General features: G+C 49.9%; 5 protein-coding genes. 4 read left to right on the top strand and 1 reads right to left on the bottom strand.

The window, feature by feature from the left end:
- Window positions 1–123 precede the first annotated feature (123 nt).
- Window positions 124–3936 (top strand): DNA-directed RNA polymerase subunit beta, encoded by a 3813-nt coding sequence (gene rpoB / locus CIL02_RS03840; protein WP_094399236.1) that lies wholly within the window; start codon window positions 124–126, stop codon window positions 3934–3936.
- A gap of 11 nt (window positions 3937–3947) precedes the next feature.
- Window positions 3948–8276, top strand: a complete 4329-nt coding sequence (rpoC, locus tag CIL02_RS03835; RefSeq protein ID WP_094399234.1) for a DNA-directed RNA polymerase subunit beta' — start codon at window positions 3948–3950, stop codon at window positions 8274–8276.
- Between the two features lie 101 nt (window positions 8277–8377).
- Here the strand turns inward: rpoC and CIL02_RS03830 are convergent, their stop codons facing one another.
- Window positions 8378–10582: a sodium-translocating pyrophosphatase gene (locus tag CIL02_RS03830; protein ID WP_094399232.1), complete on the bottom strand. Its 2205-nt coding sequence runs from the start codon at window positions 10580–10582 to the stop codon at window positions 8378–8380.
- A 744-nt stretch (window positions 10583–11326) separates the two neighbouring features.
- On the opposite strand from CIL02_RS03830, the gene CIL02_RS03825 reads away from it, so the two are divergent.
- Window positions 11327–11686, top strand: a complete 360-nt coding sequence (locus CIL02_RS03825; RefSeq protein WP_170935008.1) for a LytTR family DNA-binding domain-containing protein — start codon at window positions 11327–11329, stop codon at window positions 11684–11686.
- A 260-nt stretch (window positions 11687–11946) separates the two neighbouring features.
- Entirely contained in the window at window positions 11947–18558 is a 6612-nt protein-coding gene (locus CIL02_RS03820) for a dockerin type I domain-containing protein (RefSeq protein WP_094399228.1), read from the top strand.
- Window positions 18559–18687: the final 129 nt, after the last annotated feature.

Genomic DNA, 18687 nt, shown 5'->3' with positions numbered 1-18687 from the left:
TTAGGATTTGCCCAGTCGGTGAGTCCTAACCTTTTCTTTTCTAAAGACGAGCCTAAGGGTAGTCGTCTTTTTATGGGCTATTAGTCCTTACGTGTCTCCTCATATAGACCAATTTAATTATTTATGGCTACAAAGATTATTGATAACAGAGTAAATTTTGCCAGCGTTCATAATCCGTATCCTTATCCGGATTTCCTCGATGTGCAGTTGAAGTCTTTCCAGGACTTCCTTCAGTTGGATACTCCACCCGAAGAACGCAAGAATGACGGACTGTATAAGGTGTTCTCTGAGAACTTCCCTATTACTGATACCCGCAATAATTTCGTTCTTGAGTTCCTCGACTACTATATTGACCCTCCACGCTACACCATTGACGAGTGTCTGGAGAGAGGTCTTACATATAGTGTTCCCTTGAAGGCGAAGATGAAGCTTTACTGCACCGACCCCGACCATGAGGATTTCGGTACGGTAATTCAGGATGTGTTCCTCGGAACTATCCCTTACATGACCCAAAATGGTACCTTTGTCATTAATGGTGCTGAACGTGTTGTTGTAGCACAGCTGCACCGCTCACCCGGCGTGTTCTTCGGTCAGGGTGTGCATGCAAATGGTACTGTGCTTTATAGCGCTCGTATCATTCCTTTCAAGGGTTCTTGGATAGAGTTTGCTACTGACATCAATAATGTCATGTATGCTTATATCGACCGTAAGAAGAAGTTGCCTGTTACGACTCTTCTACGTGCCATCGGTTTTGAGAGTGACAAGGATATACTCCGAATATTCGACCTTGCCGAGGAGGTAAAGGTAAACAAGAAGAACCTTAAGGATGCTATTGGCAAAAAACTTGCCGCACGTGTGCTAAAGAGCTGGAATGAGGACTTCGTAGATGAGGATACTGGCGAGGTTGTTTCCATCGAGCGTAACGAAGTAATAATGGATCGTGAGACCGAGATAACTGAGGAGAATGTAGCTGAAATCCTTGAGAGCGGTGCATCGACCATACTTCTGCATAAGGATGTTGAGGCTGCCAACAAGTTCACCATCATCTTCAACACTCTCGCCAAAGACCCGAGCAACTCTGAGAAAGAGGCTGTAACGTATATCTACCGTCAGCTCCGCAATGCTGACCCTGCCGATGAGGCAAGTGCCAGAGAGGTGTTCCAGAACCTGTTCTTCTCAGACAAGCGTTACGACCTTGGAGAAGTGGGCCGCTATCGTATCAACAAGAAGCTGGGCCTCGATACCGATATGGACGTACGTGTGTTGACTCGTGATGATATTATCGAGATTATCAAGTACCTTATCCAGCTGGTTAACTCCAATGCTACTGTTGACGATATTGACCACCTGTCCAACCGCCGCGTACGCACTGTTGGTGAGCAGTTGGCAAACCAGTTCTCTGTAGGTCTGGCACGTATGAGCCGCACCATCCGCGAGCGTATGAACGTCCGTGATAATGAGGTGTTTACACCAACAGAACTGATCAACGCAAAAACTATTTCAAGCGTCATCAATACGTTCTTCGGAACCAATCCGCTTTCCCAGTTTATGGACCAGACCAACCCGCTTGCCGAGGTTACTCACAAGCGCCGTCTCTCCGCACTGGGTCCTGGTGGTCTGTCGCGTGAGCGCGCAGGTTTCGAGGTTCGTGACGTTCACTATACACATTATGGCCGCTTGTGTCCTATTGAGAGCCCTGAGGGCCCGAACATCGGTCTTATCTCCTCTCTTTGCGTATACGCGACCATCAACGAGCTTGGTTTCATCACCACTCCTTACCGTAAGGTTACTGATGGTGTTGTTGATATGGACAACAGCGATGTAGTCTACCTGACGGCTGAGGATGAGGAGAACCATATTATCGGACAGGGTAACGCACCGCTTAACGAGGATGGTACCTTTATCCGCAAGGTCGTAAAGTGCCGTCAGGACGCAGACTTCCCTGTCGTTCCTCCTACGGACGTAGACCTTATGGACGTTGCTCCTCAGCAGATAGCATCCGTATCTGCCGGTCTTATCCCATTCCTTGAGCATGATGACGGTCACCGCGCCCTGATGGGATGTAACATGATGCGCCAGGCTGTACCATTGCTCCACAATGATGCTCCTATCGTGGGAACAGGTCTTGAGAAGCAGGTATGTGAGGACTCACGCACCATGATAACCGCAGAGGGCGAGGGTGTCATCGAATATGTAGACGCTACAACTATCCGTATCCTATACGACCGTACCGAGGACGAGGAGTTCGTAAGCTTCGAGCCGGCTCTTAAGGAGTATCGCATTCCTAAGTTCCGCCGTACTAACCAGAATATGACCATCGACCTTCGTCCAATCTGTAACAAGGGACAGCGTGTGAAGGCAGGTGACATCCTCACCGAGGGTTACGCTACAGAAAACGGCGAGCTTGCCCTGGGCCGCAACCTTCTGGTTGCATACATGCCTTGGAAGGGTTACAACTATGAGGATGCCATTGTGCTCTCTGAACGTATGGTACGCGATGACGTGCTCACATCAGTGCATGTAGACGAGTACTCACTTGACGTGCGCGAGACTAAGCGTGGTGTGGAGGAGTTCACAAGTGATATTCCAAATGTCAGCGAGGAGGCTACCAAGGACCTCGATGATAATGGTGTTATTCGTGTCGGTGCGCGTGTTGAACCAGGCGATATAATGATAGGTAAGATTTCACCTAAGGGTGAGAGTGACCCGTCACCAGAGGAGAAGCTTCTTCGTGCCATATTCGGCGACAAGGCCGGTGATGTGAAAGACTCCTCGCTCAAGGCCAACCCGTCACTCAGCGGTGTTGTCATCGACAAGAAGATATTCTCACGTGCCCAGAAGACACGCGAGTCAAAGAAGCAGGATAAGGTGATTCTTGCAAAGATTGACGAGGAGTACGAGGCAAAGATCAATGATCTCAAGGATATCCTTGTTGACAAGCTCATGACACTCACCGACGGCAAGTCTTCTCAGGGTGTTAAGGATTATACCGGAGCAGAGATTATCACGAAGGGTGCCAAGTTCACTGTTACAGCCCTCAAGAATCTTGAGTATGACGGTATACAGTCTAATGACTGGACAGGCGACGGGCATACCGACGGCCTTATCCAGAAGCTCATAATGAACTATATCCGCAAGTACAAGCTGCTCGACGCAGAGCTGAAGCGTCGCAAGTTCGCTATTACAATCGGTGACGAGCTGCCTTCAGGTATACTTCAGGTTTCTAAGGTATACATTGCCAAGAAGCGTAAGATTGGTGTCGGTGATAAGCTTGCCGGACGCCACGGAAACAAGGGTATCGTTTCGAAGATTGTGCGCATGGAAGACATGCCGTTCCTTGAGGACGGCCGTCCTGTGGACATCGTTCTGAACCCTCTGGGTGTGCCGTCACGTATGAACCTCGGCCAGATATTCGAGGCTATTCTCGGTGCCGCTGGCCGCAAGCTCGGAGTGAAGTTCGCTACCCCTATCTTCGATGGCGCAAAGCTTGAAGACCTCGGTGAGTGGACTGACAAGGCCGGCCTGCCACACCTCTGCTCTACATATTTGTATGACGGAGAGACTGGTGAGCGCTTCGACCAGCCAGCAACGGTAGGTATCACCTACTTCCTTAAGCTCGGCCATATGGTTGAGGACAAGATGCACTCACGTTCTATCGGTCCTTACTCTCTCATCACCCAGCAGCCACTTGGTGGTAAGGCACAGTTTGGTGGACAGCGTTTCGGAGAGATGGAGGTTTGGGCTCTTGAGGCATTCGGTGCAAGCCACGTGCTCCAGGAGGTGCTCACCATCAAGTCTGACGATGTTGTAGGACGCTCGAAAGCATACGAGGCCATTGTCAAGGGCGACCCAATGCCAACCCCTGGCATCCCCGAGTCTCTCAACGTGCTTCTGCATGAGCTTCGTGGTCTTGGACTAAGTGTTAAACTCGATTAAAGGAAAAGAAAATGGCTTTCAAAAAAGATATTAAGGTAAAGAATAATTTCACGAAGATTACCATTGGTCTCGCTTCACCACAGGAGATTCAGAAAAATTCGTTTGGCGAGGTAACAAAGCCTGAAACCATCAACTATCGTACCTACAAGCCTGAGCGTGATGGTCTGTTCTGCGAGCACATCTTTGGTCCAACCAAGGACTATGAGTGTGCCTGTGGTAAGTACAAGCGCATACGCTATAAGGGCATTGTATGCGACAGGTGCGGTGTTGAGGTGACGGAGAAGAAGGTACGCCGCGAGCGTTCCGGACATATCGAGCTTGTGGTGCCCGTTGCACATATATGGTATTTCCGTTCTTTGCCAAACAAGATTGGCTACCTACTCGGACTTCCAACCAAGAAGCTCGATGCGGTAATATATTATGAGAAGTATATCGTTATCAAACCCGGTGCGCTTGAGGGACGCAAGGGTGATGACGGCACTGAGGATCTCAATGGCTCGCACAAGTTCGACCTCCTCTCAGAGGATGAGTATCTCGATATAATCGACAATAAGCTTCAGCCCGACAATGACCTTCTCGAGGATACAGACCCCAATAAGTTCGTTGCCAAGATGGGTGCGGAGGCCATATACGACCTGCTCGTAGATCTTGACCTCGACAGTTTGAGCTACGAGCTTAGAGACCGTGCCAACAACGACTCAAGCCAGCAGCGCAAGACTGAGGCGCTGAAGAGACTTCAGGTTGTTGAGGCATTCCGTACATCTCAGGAGACCAACCGCCCGGAGTGGATGATAATGAAGATAATTCCTGTCATTCCACCAGAGTTGCGCCCTCTTGTACCATTGGATGGTGGACGTTTTGCTACTTCTGACCTCAACGACCTTTATCGTCGTGTCATCATACGTAATAACCGTCTGAAGAGGCTCATGGAGATAAAGGCTCCTGAGGTTATTCTCCGCAACGAGAAACGTATGCTTCAGGAGGCTGTAGACTCGCTGTTCGACAACAGCCGCAAGGGCTCTGCCGTAAAGAGCGAGAGCAACCGCCCTCTAAAGTCACTCTCTGACTCTCTAAAGGGAAAGCAGGGACGTTTCCGCCAGAACCTGCTTGGTAAGCGTGTTGACTATTCTGGCCGTTCGGTTATTGTTGTGGGTCCCGAGCTGAATATGGGTGAGGTAGGTCTGCCAAAGCAGATGGCTGCGGAGCTTTACAAGCCATTCATCATCAGAAAGCTTATTGAGCGCGGCATCGTGAAGACGGTAAAGAGCGCAAAGAAAATCGTTGACCGCCGTGAGCCAGTAATCTGGGACATCCTGGAGAATGTCATGAAGGGTCATCCTGTTCTCCTGAACCGTGCGCCGACACTTCACCGTCTGTCTATCCAGGCGTTCCAGCCGAAGCTCATCGAGGGTAAGGCTATCCAGCTCCATCCTCTGGCATGTACTGCGTTCAACGCCGACTTCGACGGTGACCAGATGGCTGTTCACTTGCCATTGAGCAATGAGGCCATTCTTGAGGCACAGGTACTGATGCTGCAGAGCCATAACATCCTCAATCCTGCCAATGGTGCTCCTATCACCGTACCTTCACAGGACATGGTGCTTGGTCTCTACTATATCACTAAGATTCGTCCGGGTGCCAAGGGTGAGGGCTTCACATTCTATGGACCAGAGGAGGCCATCATTGCCCACAACGAGGGCAAGTGCGACCTTCACGCTTTGGTGAAGGTTGTGGTAAACGACCTTGTGGATGGCAAGATACAGAAGCGTATGGTAGAGACCTCAGTCGGTCGTGTCATCGTAAATGGCATCATTCCTGACGAGGTGGGCTTCTTCAACGATATCATCTCCAAGAAGACCCTTCGCGGCATCATCGCTGATGTTATCAAGGCTGTAGGTATGGCACGCGCCTGTGCGTTCCTCGATGGTATCAAGAACCTCGGTTACCGTATGGCATACGTGGCCGGACTGTCCTTCAACCTCGATGATATCATCATTCCGAAGGAGAAGGCAGGCATCGTAGAGAAGGGTAACAGGGAGGTAGAGGCCATCATGGACAACTACAACATGGGCTTCATCACCGACAAGGAACGTTACAATCAGGTTATCGATACATGGACACACGTTAACACAGACCTCAAGAAGACTCTGATGAAGCAGATGACCGAGGCTGACCAGGGATTCAATGCCGTATACATGATGCTTGACTCTGGTGCCCGTGGTTCAGCAGACCAGATTGCCCAGCTTGCCGGTATGCGTGGACTTATGGCCAAGCCGCAGAAGGCTGGTGCCGAGGGCGCACAGATTATCGAGAACCCTATTCTCTCAAACTTCAAGGAAGGAATGTCCGTGCTTGAGTACTTTATCGCCTCACACGGTGCCCGTAAGGGTCTTGCCGATACCGCTATGAAGACTGCCGATGCCGGTTATCTGACTCGCCGTCTTGTAGACGTTTCCCATGATGTTATCATCACGGAGGAAGACTGCGGTACGCTCCGCGGACTCTCATGCTCGGCTCTGAAGAACGGCGATGAAGTTATCTCTTCTCTTGGCGAGCGTATCCTTGGACGTGTTTCCGTTCATGATGTCATCAATCCTACCACGGGCGAAGTTATTGTTTCTGCTGGTGAGGAAATCAACGAGGAGAAAGCACGCATCATCGAGGAGTCACCAATCGAGAACGTGGAAATCCGTTCGGTGCTCACCTGCGAGAGCAAGAAGGGTGTCTGCATGAAGTGCTATGGACGCAACCTTGCTACAGCTCGTATGGTTCAGCTCGGTGAGGCTGTCGGCGTTATCGCTGCTCAGGCTATCGGTGAGCCTGGTACACAGCTTACTCTCCGTACTTTCCACGCTGGTGGTGTTGCCGGTAACGCTGCTGCCAATGCGAGCGTTGTTGCCAAGAACGACTCCCGTCTGGAGTTTGACGAGCTACGTACTGTTCCGTTTGTTGAGAATACCGGCGAGAAGGATATCGAGTGCCAGATGGTTGTAAGCCGTCTTGCTGAGGTCCGCTTCGTCGACACCAATACAAATATAGTTCTCTCTACTCTCAACGTTCCTTACGGCTCATCACTCTACTACAAGGATGGTGATGTTGTAAAGAAGGGCGACCGTATCGCCAAGTGGGACCCGTTCAATGCCGTTATCGTCAGCGAGTATGCTGGTAGGGTTAAGTTCCACGATGTGGAGCGTGACATCACCTTCCGTGCTGAGACCGATGAGACAACCGGTATGACAGAGAAGATTATCACCGACTCCAAGGACCGCTCGAAGGTGCCTACTGTGGATATCCTCGACGAGAATGGTGAGGTTGTGGGAACATACAACCTTCCGGTGGGTGGTCACCTTGCCGTGGAAGACGGACAGACCATTGCCTCTGGTACCACCCTTGTGAAGATACCACGTGCTGTAGGTGGTGCTGGTGACATTACCGGTGGTCTGCCACGTGTTACCGAGCTGTTCGAGGCCCGCAACCCGAGCAACCCGGCCGTAGTATCGGAGATTGACGGTGAGGTTACCATGGGTAAGGTTAAGAGAGGTAATAGAGAAATTATCATTACTTCGAAGACAGGCGACCAGAGGCAGTATCTCGTATCGCTGTCTAAGCAGATTCTGGTACAGGAGCACGATGCCGTACGTGCAGGAACTCCTCTCTCCGATGGTGTCATCACACCTAACGATATTCTCTCAATCAAGGGCCCGACGGCCGTTCAGGAGTATATCGTCAACGAGGTTCAGGATGTATACCGTCTGCAGGGTGTGAAGATCAACGACAAGCACTTCGAGATTATTGTTCGACAGATGATGCGCAAGGTACGCATCGATGATCCGGGCGATACCACATTCCTTGAGCAGGAGATGGTCGACAAGCTTGATTTCGCTGAGGAGAACGACCGTATATGGGGCAAGAAGGTAGTCACCGATGCTGGTGACTCCGAGGTTCTCAAGGCAGGCCAGATTGTTACGGCTCGTAAGTTGCGTGACGAGAACTCAAGCCTCAAGCGCCGTGACCTTCGTCTCGTACAGGTTCGTGATGCCGTTCCTGCAACATCTACCCAGATACTCCAGGGTATCACGCGCGCATCTCTTGCCACCAAGAGCTTCATGTCTGCCGCTTCGTTCCAGGAGACAACAAAGGTTCTCAACGAGGCTGCCATCCGTGGAAAGGTAGACCGTCTCGAGGGTATGAAGGAGAACGTTATCTGCGGTCACCTGATACCGGCAGGTACTGGACTTCGCCAGTGGGAGAAGCTCATCGTCGGTTCCAAGGAAGAATACGAGCGCATGGAGGCAAACAAGAAAAACGTAATCGACTTTGCTGACAAGGTATCAGAGTAATACTATTTGTCACAATATACAACAGCAGGAAAGCCGCGGGACCGTTCCCGCGGCTTTCCTGTTGTTGTATATTGTGCTGGTCAATCCTTATACGCTGCCTGTCAAGCGAAGGCAACGGTCAGACCTGCCATTACGATGCTCACCATCGACATTAGCTTGATGAGGATGTTGAGCGACGGGCCGCTGGTGTCCTTGAACGGGTCGCCTACGGTATCACCTACTATGGTTGCCTTGTGACAGTTGCTGCCCTTGCCTCCATAGTTTCCTTCCTCAACATATTTCTTGGCGTTGTCCCATGCTCCGCCTGCATTCGACATGAATATGGCGAGTGTGAAGCCTGCCGCAAGACCGCCTGTGAGCAGTCCTAGAACACCAGCTACTCCCAATACTATTCCCACGATGATTGGGATGATGATTGCCAGCAGAGACGGAAGAATCATCTCCCTCTGTGCGCTGCGCGTGCTTATCTCCACACAACGTCCGTAGTCGGGAGTAGCCTTGCCCTCAAGAATGCCTTTTATCTCACGGAACTGCCTTCTAACCTCAGACACCATGGCACCGGCAGCCCGTCCTACTGCGCCCATCGTGAGTCCGCAGAACAGGAATGCCGCCATTGCGCCGATGAATGCTCCTGTTAGCACTTTCGGGTTGATGAGCGTCACTTGGAAGAACTCCATGAAGTCGTTGATGCCTGCAGCAGAGGGATTGAATATTTCCCCGACGGAGTTGGTGAATACTCTTCCTTCCTCTACGGCCCTAATCATGGCAATCTTTATCTCCTCAATGTATGATGCCAGCAGAGCCAGTGCCGTCAATGCAGCCGAGCCAATAGCAAAGCCCTTGCCCGTGGCTGCGGTAGTGTTTCCAAGAGCGTCGAGAGCATCTGTCCTGTGGCGGACATCCTCGCCCAGTCCGCTCATCTCTGCATTTCCGCCTGCATTGTCGGCAATAGGGCCATAGGCATCTGTTGCCAGGGTTATACCCAGTGTAGAGAGCATTCCTACAGCGGCGATGCCGATGCCATAGAGGCCGTGGCTAATGGAAGCCGTGCTCATGGAGAGGTCGAAGCCGTTGGCAAACAGGAAGCTCAGCATGATGGCTATAGAGATGGTTACTACGGGAACCATTGTCGATATCATTCCCGTGCCTATACCTTTTATAATAACAGTTGCAGAGCCTGTCTGCGATGCTTCGGCAATTGACTTTGTCGGATTGTAGCTCTGTGATGTGAAGTACTCTGTGGCCTGTCCGATGATTACTCCGGCAGCCAGACCTGTGATAACCGACATCGACAGACCGAGCCAGTTCTCCATGCCGAGAAGGTACAGTATGATGAATGTCGCCACGGCGATGAGCGCTGCACTGAGGTTAGTGCCAAGTCCGAGTGAGTGCAGCAGGTCACGCATTGTCGCACCTTCCTTGGTCCTGACAGTGAAGATGCCAATCAGTGACAGGAATATGCCCACCGACGCTATCGTCATTGGTGCTATGACGGCCTTGAGCTGCATCTCTCCGTTCATGGCAAATGCCGTAGCTCCAAGTGCCGCGGTAGAGAGTATCGAGCCGCAGTAGCTCTCGTATAGGTCTGCTCCCATACCAGCCACGTCACCAACATTGTCGCCAACATTGTCGGCAATGGTAGCCGGGTTTCTTGGGTCGTCCTCGGGTATGTCTGCCTCAACCTTGCCGACGATGTCTGCACCAACGTCTGCGGCCTTGGTGTAGATGCCTCCGCCCACACGTGCAAACAGAGCTTGTGTCGAGGCTCCCATGCCGAAGGTAAGCATCGTTGTCGTGATGGTAATCAATGCCGTCGGCTCTCCGTCGTAGAAAGCATTAAGGATAAGGAACCATATCGCAATGTCAAGAAGCCCCAGTCCCACTACGACAAGTCCCATCACAGCACCACTTCTGAAGGCAATTCTCAAGCCTCTGTCCAATCCCTTGCGTGCGGCGTTTGCCGTACGTGCCGATGCGTATGTGGCTGTCTTCATGCCGAAGAAACCAGCCAGTCCGGAGAACAGACCGCCGGTAAGGAATGCGAAAGGCACCCATGGATTCTGTACCTTCAGCACGTAGGCCATAAATGCGAAGAGCACTGCCAATACTGCGAATACTATGCCCACTACCTTGTATTGCTGCCTGAGATATGCCATGGCGCCCTTCCTCACGTGGGCTGCAATGTCAATCATCCGGGCAGTACCCTCTTCCTCTTTCATCATGGTCCGGAAGAAATACCATGCCATCGCCAGTGCGGTGATGCTCGCTGCTGGGATAAGCCAAAATACCAATGGAATGTTGTTCATGTCAAAAAGTTATTTTTGGTTTGTAATAATGTGATGTCAGTTAATAGGTCTCGGTTCATCTGCAAAGATAGCGAGAATACCAATATGCCCCAAATACTTTTCCGTTTTTTTTTCTATCATAATGCCCGAAAAAAGATGCGTCCCTACACTTAGGGTGCGCTCCCTCCCTTCAAGGGAGGGCTGGGGAGGGTTCCCTTCGTCCTCTTATAGAAAAATACAAGCGAAAATTTGGCTGCCCCAATAATAATCCTTAAATTTGCAACGGCTTTAAGCCCACAGATACTCAGAACAAGCGGATTAGGCTGTGTCGACAGTCCTGTTCATTGAGATTCTGGCCACACGCCGAAACTGCGTCCAACCATAGCGTATGGCGGCAGAGGGTAGGGTAAGGAGCCAATTTTTTGGTATGGCGTTTATCTGACGCTTTGTTTCCTGACATCGTGAAATCTGGCAGTTTCTGATCAGTCACGGAACATTGCAACGATAGATGCCCATGGGTGTTTATTTACTCCATGCTGTCATGCCTACCACCTTGTTGTATATATAATGAGGTGGAACGCATGACGTAGAGGTTGTATATATAAATATCGGCGTGGGTTTCTGTGCGTTGCTCGTTCTTGACTGATGGGCATGCCAGAGCCTCGCGATGTGGAACGGGTGACCAAGTCAGCTATCCACGCTCTTTTTTTGGGGGGTGGTACTTTATGGAGTCCACCTTATATGCAACCTTTAAACTCATCTGGCATGAAACTTTTCATCACATCGAGAAATGGCATTGAGATTATCAATCTCGAAAAAGTAGTCTTCCTGAAGGCAGACGGCAACTACACCGACTTCCACCTCGTCGACGGCAAGGTGCGTACACACCTCTCTACACTGTCTGTATTCGCTGATGCCATCACCTCACGCTATGAGTCCATCGGTGAGCGTGCGCCATTCTTCCGTATGGGCCGCAGCTATGTCGTCAATGTCACCTATATCACCTCTGTAAACCTGGTCAACAACATGCTTGTCTTCGATAGTGATGCTGTCAAGCCTGTTGCCGTGACAAAGAGCCAGCTGAAGTCCCTACGTGATTTCGTCAGCGATTTCTATAGGCTGTAACCCAATACTTATTAGTAGAGAATACGAAAAAACTGCAGCAACCTGAAATTACGTTTAAACACTAATCAATAGTATTCAAGTATTAACTCCGCAGCTTCACACAGCGAGCGTTTTTATATACCTGCGGTTTGTACGTTTTTGTCTAAATTTGCACTGCAATGTGCTATGGCTATACGCCAACCCCGCCAGTTTTTCCGGTTTAGGTGGGGCACTGTAAGTGAATTGTCAAAAACTATATAAACTTTAAAGTATTATTGATTATGAGAAAATCTACTATTCCCGTAGCTGTTGTTCTCGCTGCGTCGGCAGTCCCTGTGCAGGCACAGGATGCTGTTGAACTCAGTTATACTCAGCAGGAGTTATTGCAGAAATGCGATAATGCTATTCAAACTGTCAGTACCTATGCCAACGAGGTTAAGGGTAGCGAGGATAACGAGCTTAGCTATTTGGCGCAGCTTGCTATTCTTTATAAACAAATTGAAGGTCTTTCTTCTGATGCGAGCCAAGAAACTCTGAATGAGTATAATGGTAAGATAGATAATATACTTGCGGCGGCTGAGGCAAAAGAGAAAGAATACGCAGAGGCTTATTATGACCTTTTGACGGCAATCGAAACTGAGGGTACTAAGAAGACTTATGCCCAGACTACGATTGACGGACTATCCCCTCTTGTCCAGAGTAAATACCAGACACAGTTCGATGGAATAACACCTTCAAGTTATACCGAAGCGGAATTGGAAACATTCCATAACGCCCCTACAAAGGCTCAGGAAGCATTGCGCAATGTAACTGCCAATATTGAGGCATACGAGAAGATTATAGATGAAGCCCCAAAGGCAGATCAGGATGCAAAAGATGCTCAGGATACTCTGAAGGCAGAACTCCTGGACAGCATAGTTGTGGCAAAGACAGCAGCCGTGGCCGATCTTGAAATCGTTAAGGGCTACATCAACTATGTAGATGGTGATGAGAATGCTGGGAAAATCAGTGCTGCCATATCAGAGTATGATCAGATAAAGGCAGACGTAGAGACAGCTGCTGCCAACAATACCCTTACTGACAAGACAGCGTACGAAACCCGTATCATAGCGCAGAAGAACAATGTGTCTGATGCAACGACAGCCGCTGAGACAGCTGCAGAGGCAGCCGCCAAGGAATATTCTGACAATGCGGTAAGCGGTCTCACTAAATATACCTTGCCGAGCGAGGGCGATGACGAGTATACCAATGTCAAGAAGCAGGCTGCAAATAATTCCATCGATGCTGCAATAGACAAGGCAGCGGAGGGATATTACATCATTTCCAAGGGTAGTGACCGCACGACGTTCGAGAGTGAACTGGCAACTGCTATCGCTAATGCAAACAACGCCATTTCTGCCGTCACGCTTGCAGAGAACAACTACAAGGCATACGAGGCAGCAAAAACTTATATTGAGGGCTTGCAGGAAGCGTATAATGAAGTAGCCATCAAGCTTTCCTCAATGAAAGTGGATGGCACAATCAATACAAACATCTACAACGATGCCAATAACAGGCTCAACGAGGTTGCGGCTATCATCGCGAAGATGCAGAAGGATAACGAGGATAATTATGATGGTGAAAAGTATAAGAAACCTGTAGATGGAGGTGATGTGGACGAGGTATATGCTGAACTCGTCGGCAGACTTAATACAGGAACTATCAACGACATCCTTGATAATGCTACAGCAGCCAACGGTAATGTCAATGAGCTGACAGTAGCCCTTGCCACAGCCAAGACCTCAGCTGATGAGGTAACCAACGATACCATGAAGACTGAGCTTGAGGCTGAATACAATAATGCCAGTGCTGCTATTGACGCTTATGCCAAGGATGCTACTGATGAGAACAAGACAGCGGCAGACGAGGCTCTCGAAGCTTATAAAACAGCCATTGCAACGGCAAAGGCAGACCTCCAGGCATATAACGATGCGCTCAAGATGATTGAGGACTGGCAGAAAGACCTTGACTCTGTAGTTCTCCCAAATCTCGGAGAAGACAGTGATTATCCTGACAAGCAGGAGATTATTGACCTTAATACCGAGAACGGTACTCTGGACGGTCAGCTTGCAAGCGCAAATACAACGGTAGAGAACAGCTTCAAAGCCAACCCACGTACATGCCAGGGAGCACTCAGTGACCTTGAGACTGGAACTCTTGGTGAGCAGGTTTCTAAATGGAAGAGCGAAGCCCAGACTGCACTCGAAAAGTACAACAACTGGTATGGCGAACAGTCCGACGAGACGCTGTACAATGAGGCAACGAGCCGGGTAGCCAATCTTCAGGCAGAACTTGACGCTGCGATTGCTGCCACTGCATCTACTGCAAAAGGCTATGCTGAAAATCAGACAGCAATCAATGAACTCAAGACAGAGATCGACAGGCATAATACAGAGACTGATCACACCACAGGCTGTGTAAGCAGCTTCCCTGATTGGGAGAAGAAGATAGATGAAATCAGTGCAAGCATCGAGGCCAACAAGAAAGCGTATGAGGCAGACCTCACCGAATACAACTCTCTAAAAGGTACTCTTTCTTCCCTGAAGAACGACTCGTACTATATAGCCCTGACCGACAAGTCGGAGGTAGATGCGAAGATTGTGGAAGTTCAGACTGATCTCGATGAATATAATAGTGCTCAGACGGTAGTGGACAACCAGACCTCCGTTGAGAACTCTATCACAGCAATCAAGGATCTTATAGCATCCAAGTACCTGCTTCAGGTAGCCGGTGAGGTAGAGACCTCTCTCGCTACAGCCAAGGCTACCATAGAGGATGATGCCACGCTCAATCCTGATAATCATTACTCCGGCATTCTCTCTCAATACGAGACAACGCTTGCAGGCCTGAAGACATCATACAGCACTGCGGAGTATAGTAAAATAGCGACAAAGGAAGCAGAACTTGACACACTGAAATCGAACATTAATCAAGTCGTTCCTGACGCACAGGAAAACTATCGGCAGTATCAGGCACAGCTCGCAACTCAGAAGAAGAACAAGGCAGACTGGGCAATAATCTACAGCGAGGTAGGCGCATTGTACAGTGGAGAGCAGTTTGCCGGCGCACAGGCTCTCTATCAGGGTAAGCTCAACGATTGCCTCAAGGTCATCAATTACTACGACGCTGAGATTGAAAGCAAGTACAAGAACGGTGAATCTGCGAACTTCGCAACAGTGGACTACAACAATAAGATTGCCGAAAACAAGAAAGCCATGGTGGCTATCAGCGTGGCTGCACGCAACAACCGCACGACATACGACTCACAGACAGAGAGCGTAGAAACTCTTAATACCAGTTACAAAAACGCTGTTGATGCAATTCAGGCTCAGATAGAAGATGTGACTGCGAAGATAGATGCCGCAGAAGAGGGTACTGGTACGTCTGACCTGACAGAAAAGAGGACAAGTCTGGTGACTCAGATGACGGAACTTACAAATTATAAGACAGAAATTGACGCACTTGACACTACTGTCGGCCAGAAGGTCAATGAGGGTATGTCTGTAGAATATGGTGATACGTTCACTCAGAAGTACAGCGACATCCTGCAAGCCATCAGCGATATATTGTCTTCTGCAAACGAAACATATGACGAGGCAATCAGTGCACACAATACGATTGTCATAGAAAACTTCAGAGCCGAGTATGCCAAGGCGAAGACTCTGTACAACGAAGTGGTCTATGCCATCAGCAAATATGCTTCATACGAGCATGCTCTTGATGCAGAGGGCAACAGTGCTTATGCTGCTGTCATACAGACTGCCAATGAGGGACTCTTCCCAATCATCGAGGAACTGAAGGCTATAAGCAAGACCGCAGAAAACGGTTATGCAAATGCTAACGGCAGTTACTTTGACACCACGCAGGGGAACAAGCAGGCTGTGGAGGACAAGGAAGCTACAATCAACGGCATCCTCGATGCGTTCCTCCGTGAGACACAGACCATTGCTGACAACAATAGCTATGCAGCTGACATCACTGCTCTCTCTACAAAGTATAACGATATCGTCACCGCAATTGACGGCTATACCTACAAGGAGGCAGCAAAGGCTACGTTTGAGGCAGTTGAGGGCGGCAAGGCATCTGCTATCGTTGACGCATACGTTGCTGCCAAGGAAGAGAACAAGGGTCCGCAAGTGATAGACGACCTCAAGCTGAAGATTGTCACCGATAACGCTGACACCAACCTCGACAAGGCTCATAACGAAGCCGCCAAGGCAGAGGCTGAAGGACATATCGTTGCTGCCAATGCAGAGATTACAGCCAATCCGAAGAGTGCTTATCCGCTGTCTGCCACATGGGAGACAACAATCGAAAATGTCAAAGTAAAGGTCGAGACCGCACAAACAGCACTTGACGCTTCATACGCAGCAGGCACGGTACCTGCCGAGCTTGCAACTATCCTCAGCAATCTTGACGGCATTGATACAATGTTTGAAGATGCCAAGGCTACGGCAGAGGCAGAGCAGGAGGTTGCGGAGGCAGAGCAGGCAATCACAGACCAGTATGATGAGTACGAGGGACAGATTGCCAAGATTGCCGACGGAGACGAAGAGGAGGATATCAAGGGTATCAATGACTACAAGGCTCCGTATGAATATGCCGATAAGCTGACCGACCTGCTTGCCGACGGCGATACAGCTGTTGATGCAGCACGTGAGGCTAACGAACTTGCCAAGAGGAATGGCTATAATACTGCCAACATCCAGACGGGTACTATATCTGTGACAAAGTACCGGAATAAAGTTACGGGTAATATAATCTCTAAGGAGCAGTATGATAACTTAGCATCGAATGGGCCTTTTGGTTGGTTATTACAAGCTCAATATGAAGCAGTAACAGTGGATGAGCCAGTCTATGAGGATGTTCCTGCCAAGCAATACGTAGAAGCAAAGATAGCTGCTGCCCAGAGTGTTCTCGACCAGATAGAAGCCAAGGTGGCTGAACTGGAGGCTAATGACCTCAGGTTGATAGTCAACAACCTCAAGGAAGAGGTTGAGACCCTCATACCGCTTTATAACCGTGCGGTAGCCAACGGAGGCGATGAGGACGCCCTCGCCGGTATCTACACAGACATCGAGACCTTGCGCACCTCAGTCACTATCACTGCCACGATACCTGAGGAAGACATTGAGCAGATGGCTTCAGAGGACAACCAGAAGTCTGTACGTGAGCAGATAAAGACCCTGAAACAGAGGATAGAGGCACAGGATGCCGAATATCAGACATACGCTTCGCTCATGGAGGCTCTTGACGGTGTCAAGACGCAACTGGCAGAGGCGCAGGCAAAGATTGAAGCTGCCGGCGACTTCACCGCTGACCTTGAGACTGCATTCGCTACGGACAAGGCAAGCATACAGAATGCCATCGCCAAGGCAGAGAAGGATCTCAATGCCGACCACGCCAACAATCTCTGTGGCAAGGAGGGTGCAAAGGTTACCGAGGCCACTGTCAGCAACATTGCCGCTGACATCACGACGCTGTCAGAGAACATTGACACCAAGCGCGCCGAGCTGCAGACTGCCGCACAGGATGCCGCTACGCGGGAGGCTAACAATGAAGCATTCAACACTGCCAACACTGCCCTCAACAATCTCTATCAGACGTTGCAGGATGCTGTGGACGAGATAGAGACTCTCGCAGTCCAGACATCATACATCGAGAGGGAGAACGCTCTAAAGGGTGAGATTGACGATGCAATAAGCAGTCTGGAGACCGCCTGCGATGAAGCCAATGCCGGTGAGCATCCTACGGCTCTCGACACCTCTGCCGCACAGCAGGCCGCAGAGACCATCAACGGCAAGATTTCCACACTCCTTTCCGATGCACAGCAGGCACAGGCTGAATACGAAAACAGCCTCAGCGCATTGCAGGAACGTATCTCCGCCCTGGAAACTACTATCTCCGGAATAGAAATCTCCGAGATAGCAGCAGCTAATGAGGATGTGATACAGGCACAGCAGGAACTTGACGCAGTGAAGCAGAAGATTGACGACAAGATGGCTGCGGTAAATCCATACGTCATCGAGGACATCAACAAACTTGTTGATGAGGCAGAGCAAAAAGCAGCCGCCCTCGTTTCACTCATAGAGGAGAAGACCTACGTTCCTGGTGATATCTCTGGCGATGGCACTGTGAACGTGCTTGACCTCTCACTCATCCGTGACCTTGTTTCTGGCAAGAAGGATGCTGAGGAGCTTGAGGAGAATCAGGCAAAGGCTGCCGATATGGATAAGGATGGTGAGTATACTGTTGCTGACCTTGTTCAAATCAACAACATATATGTCTTTGGCAATAAGTACGGACAGAATGTTGCCGCTGCCAAGGCTGCTATGAAGGCTGACGTTGAGCCGGGTAGCATGAGCATGCAGATGGATACCGACAACATGGATGTGATGCTAAACAGCTCTACTGGCTATGCAGCTCTCCAGATGGATGTTGTTCTTCCAGCAGGTGTGAATATCAGGGAGGTAGACTTCGCAGGCGAGTCAAAGAACGTTATGGTTACCGCCAATGTTCTTGAGAATGGCTCATACCGCATTGTTCTCTACACTGTTGATGGCTCCAACATGCTCAATGGCGAGAACAGACTTCTCAACTTGAAACTTGCCGGAGAGGGAACAGGCGTTGTCTCTATAGACAACATCATTGCCTCTACAGGTGCTGGTATGCGTCACAACCTTGATGCCGTATCAGGTGCATACACCATCGTTACTGGTATTGAGGCCGTTGAGACTACCGAGGGCAACTCTTCGGTATTCGGTACTGACGGTGTGGTTCGCAGAACCTTGCAGAAGGGTATCAACATCGTTAAGGATGCCGCAGGTAAGGTTAAGAAAGTACTTGTGAAATAAATAAGGCGGAATAGCCGGCAGGCGGAGCGTTCATGCTCAAACGGCATAGAGCCTCTTGCCTGTCGGCCTTCTATTAGATTAGTTTAATCTGTCTTGGCTACAGCCTCGCCTCGTCCGGGTCGGCTGGTG

This window comes from Prevotella sp. P3-122, assembly GCF_002251365.1.
GTDB lineage: Bacteria > Bacteroidota > Bacteroidia > Bacteroidales > Bacteroidaceae > Prevotella.
Note: the sequence above shows the minus strand (reverse complement) of the source record. Positions and strands in the feature narration are given on the sequence as shown.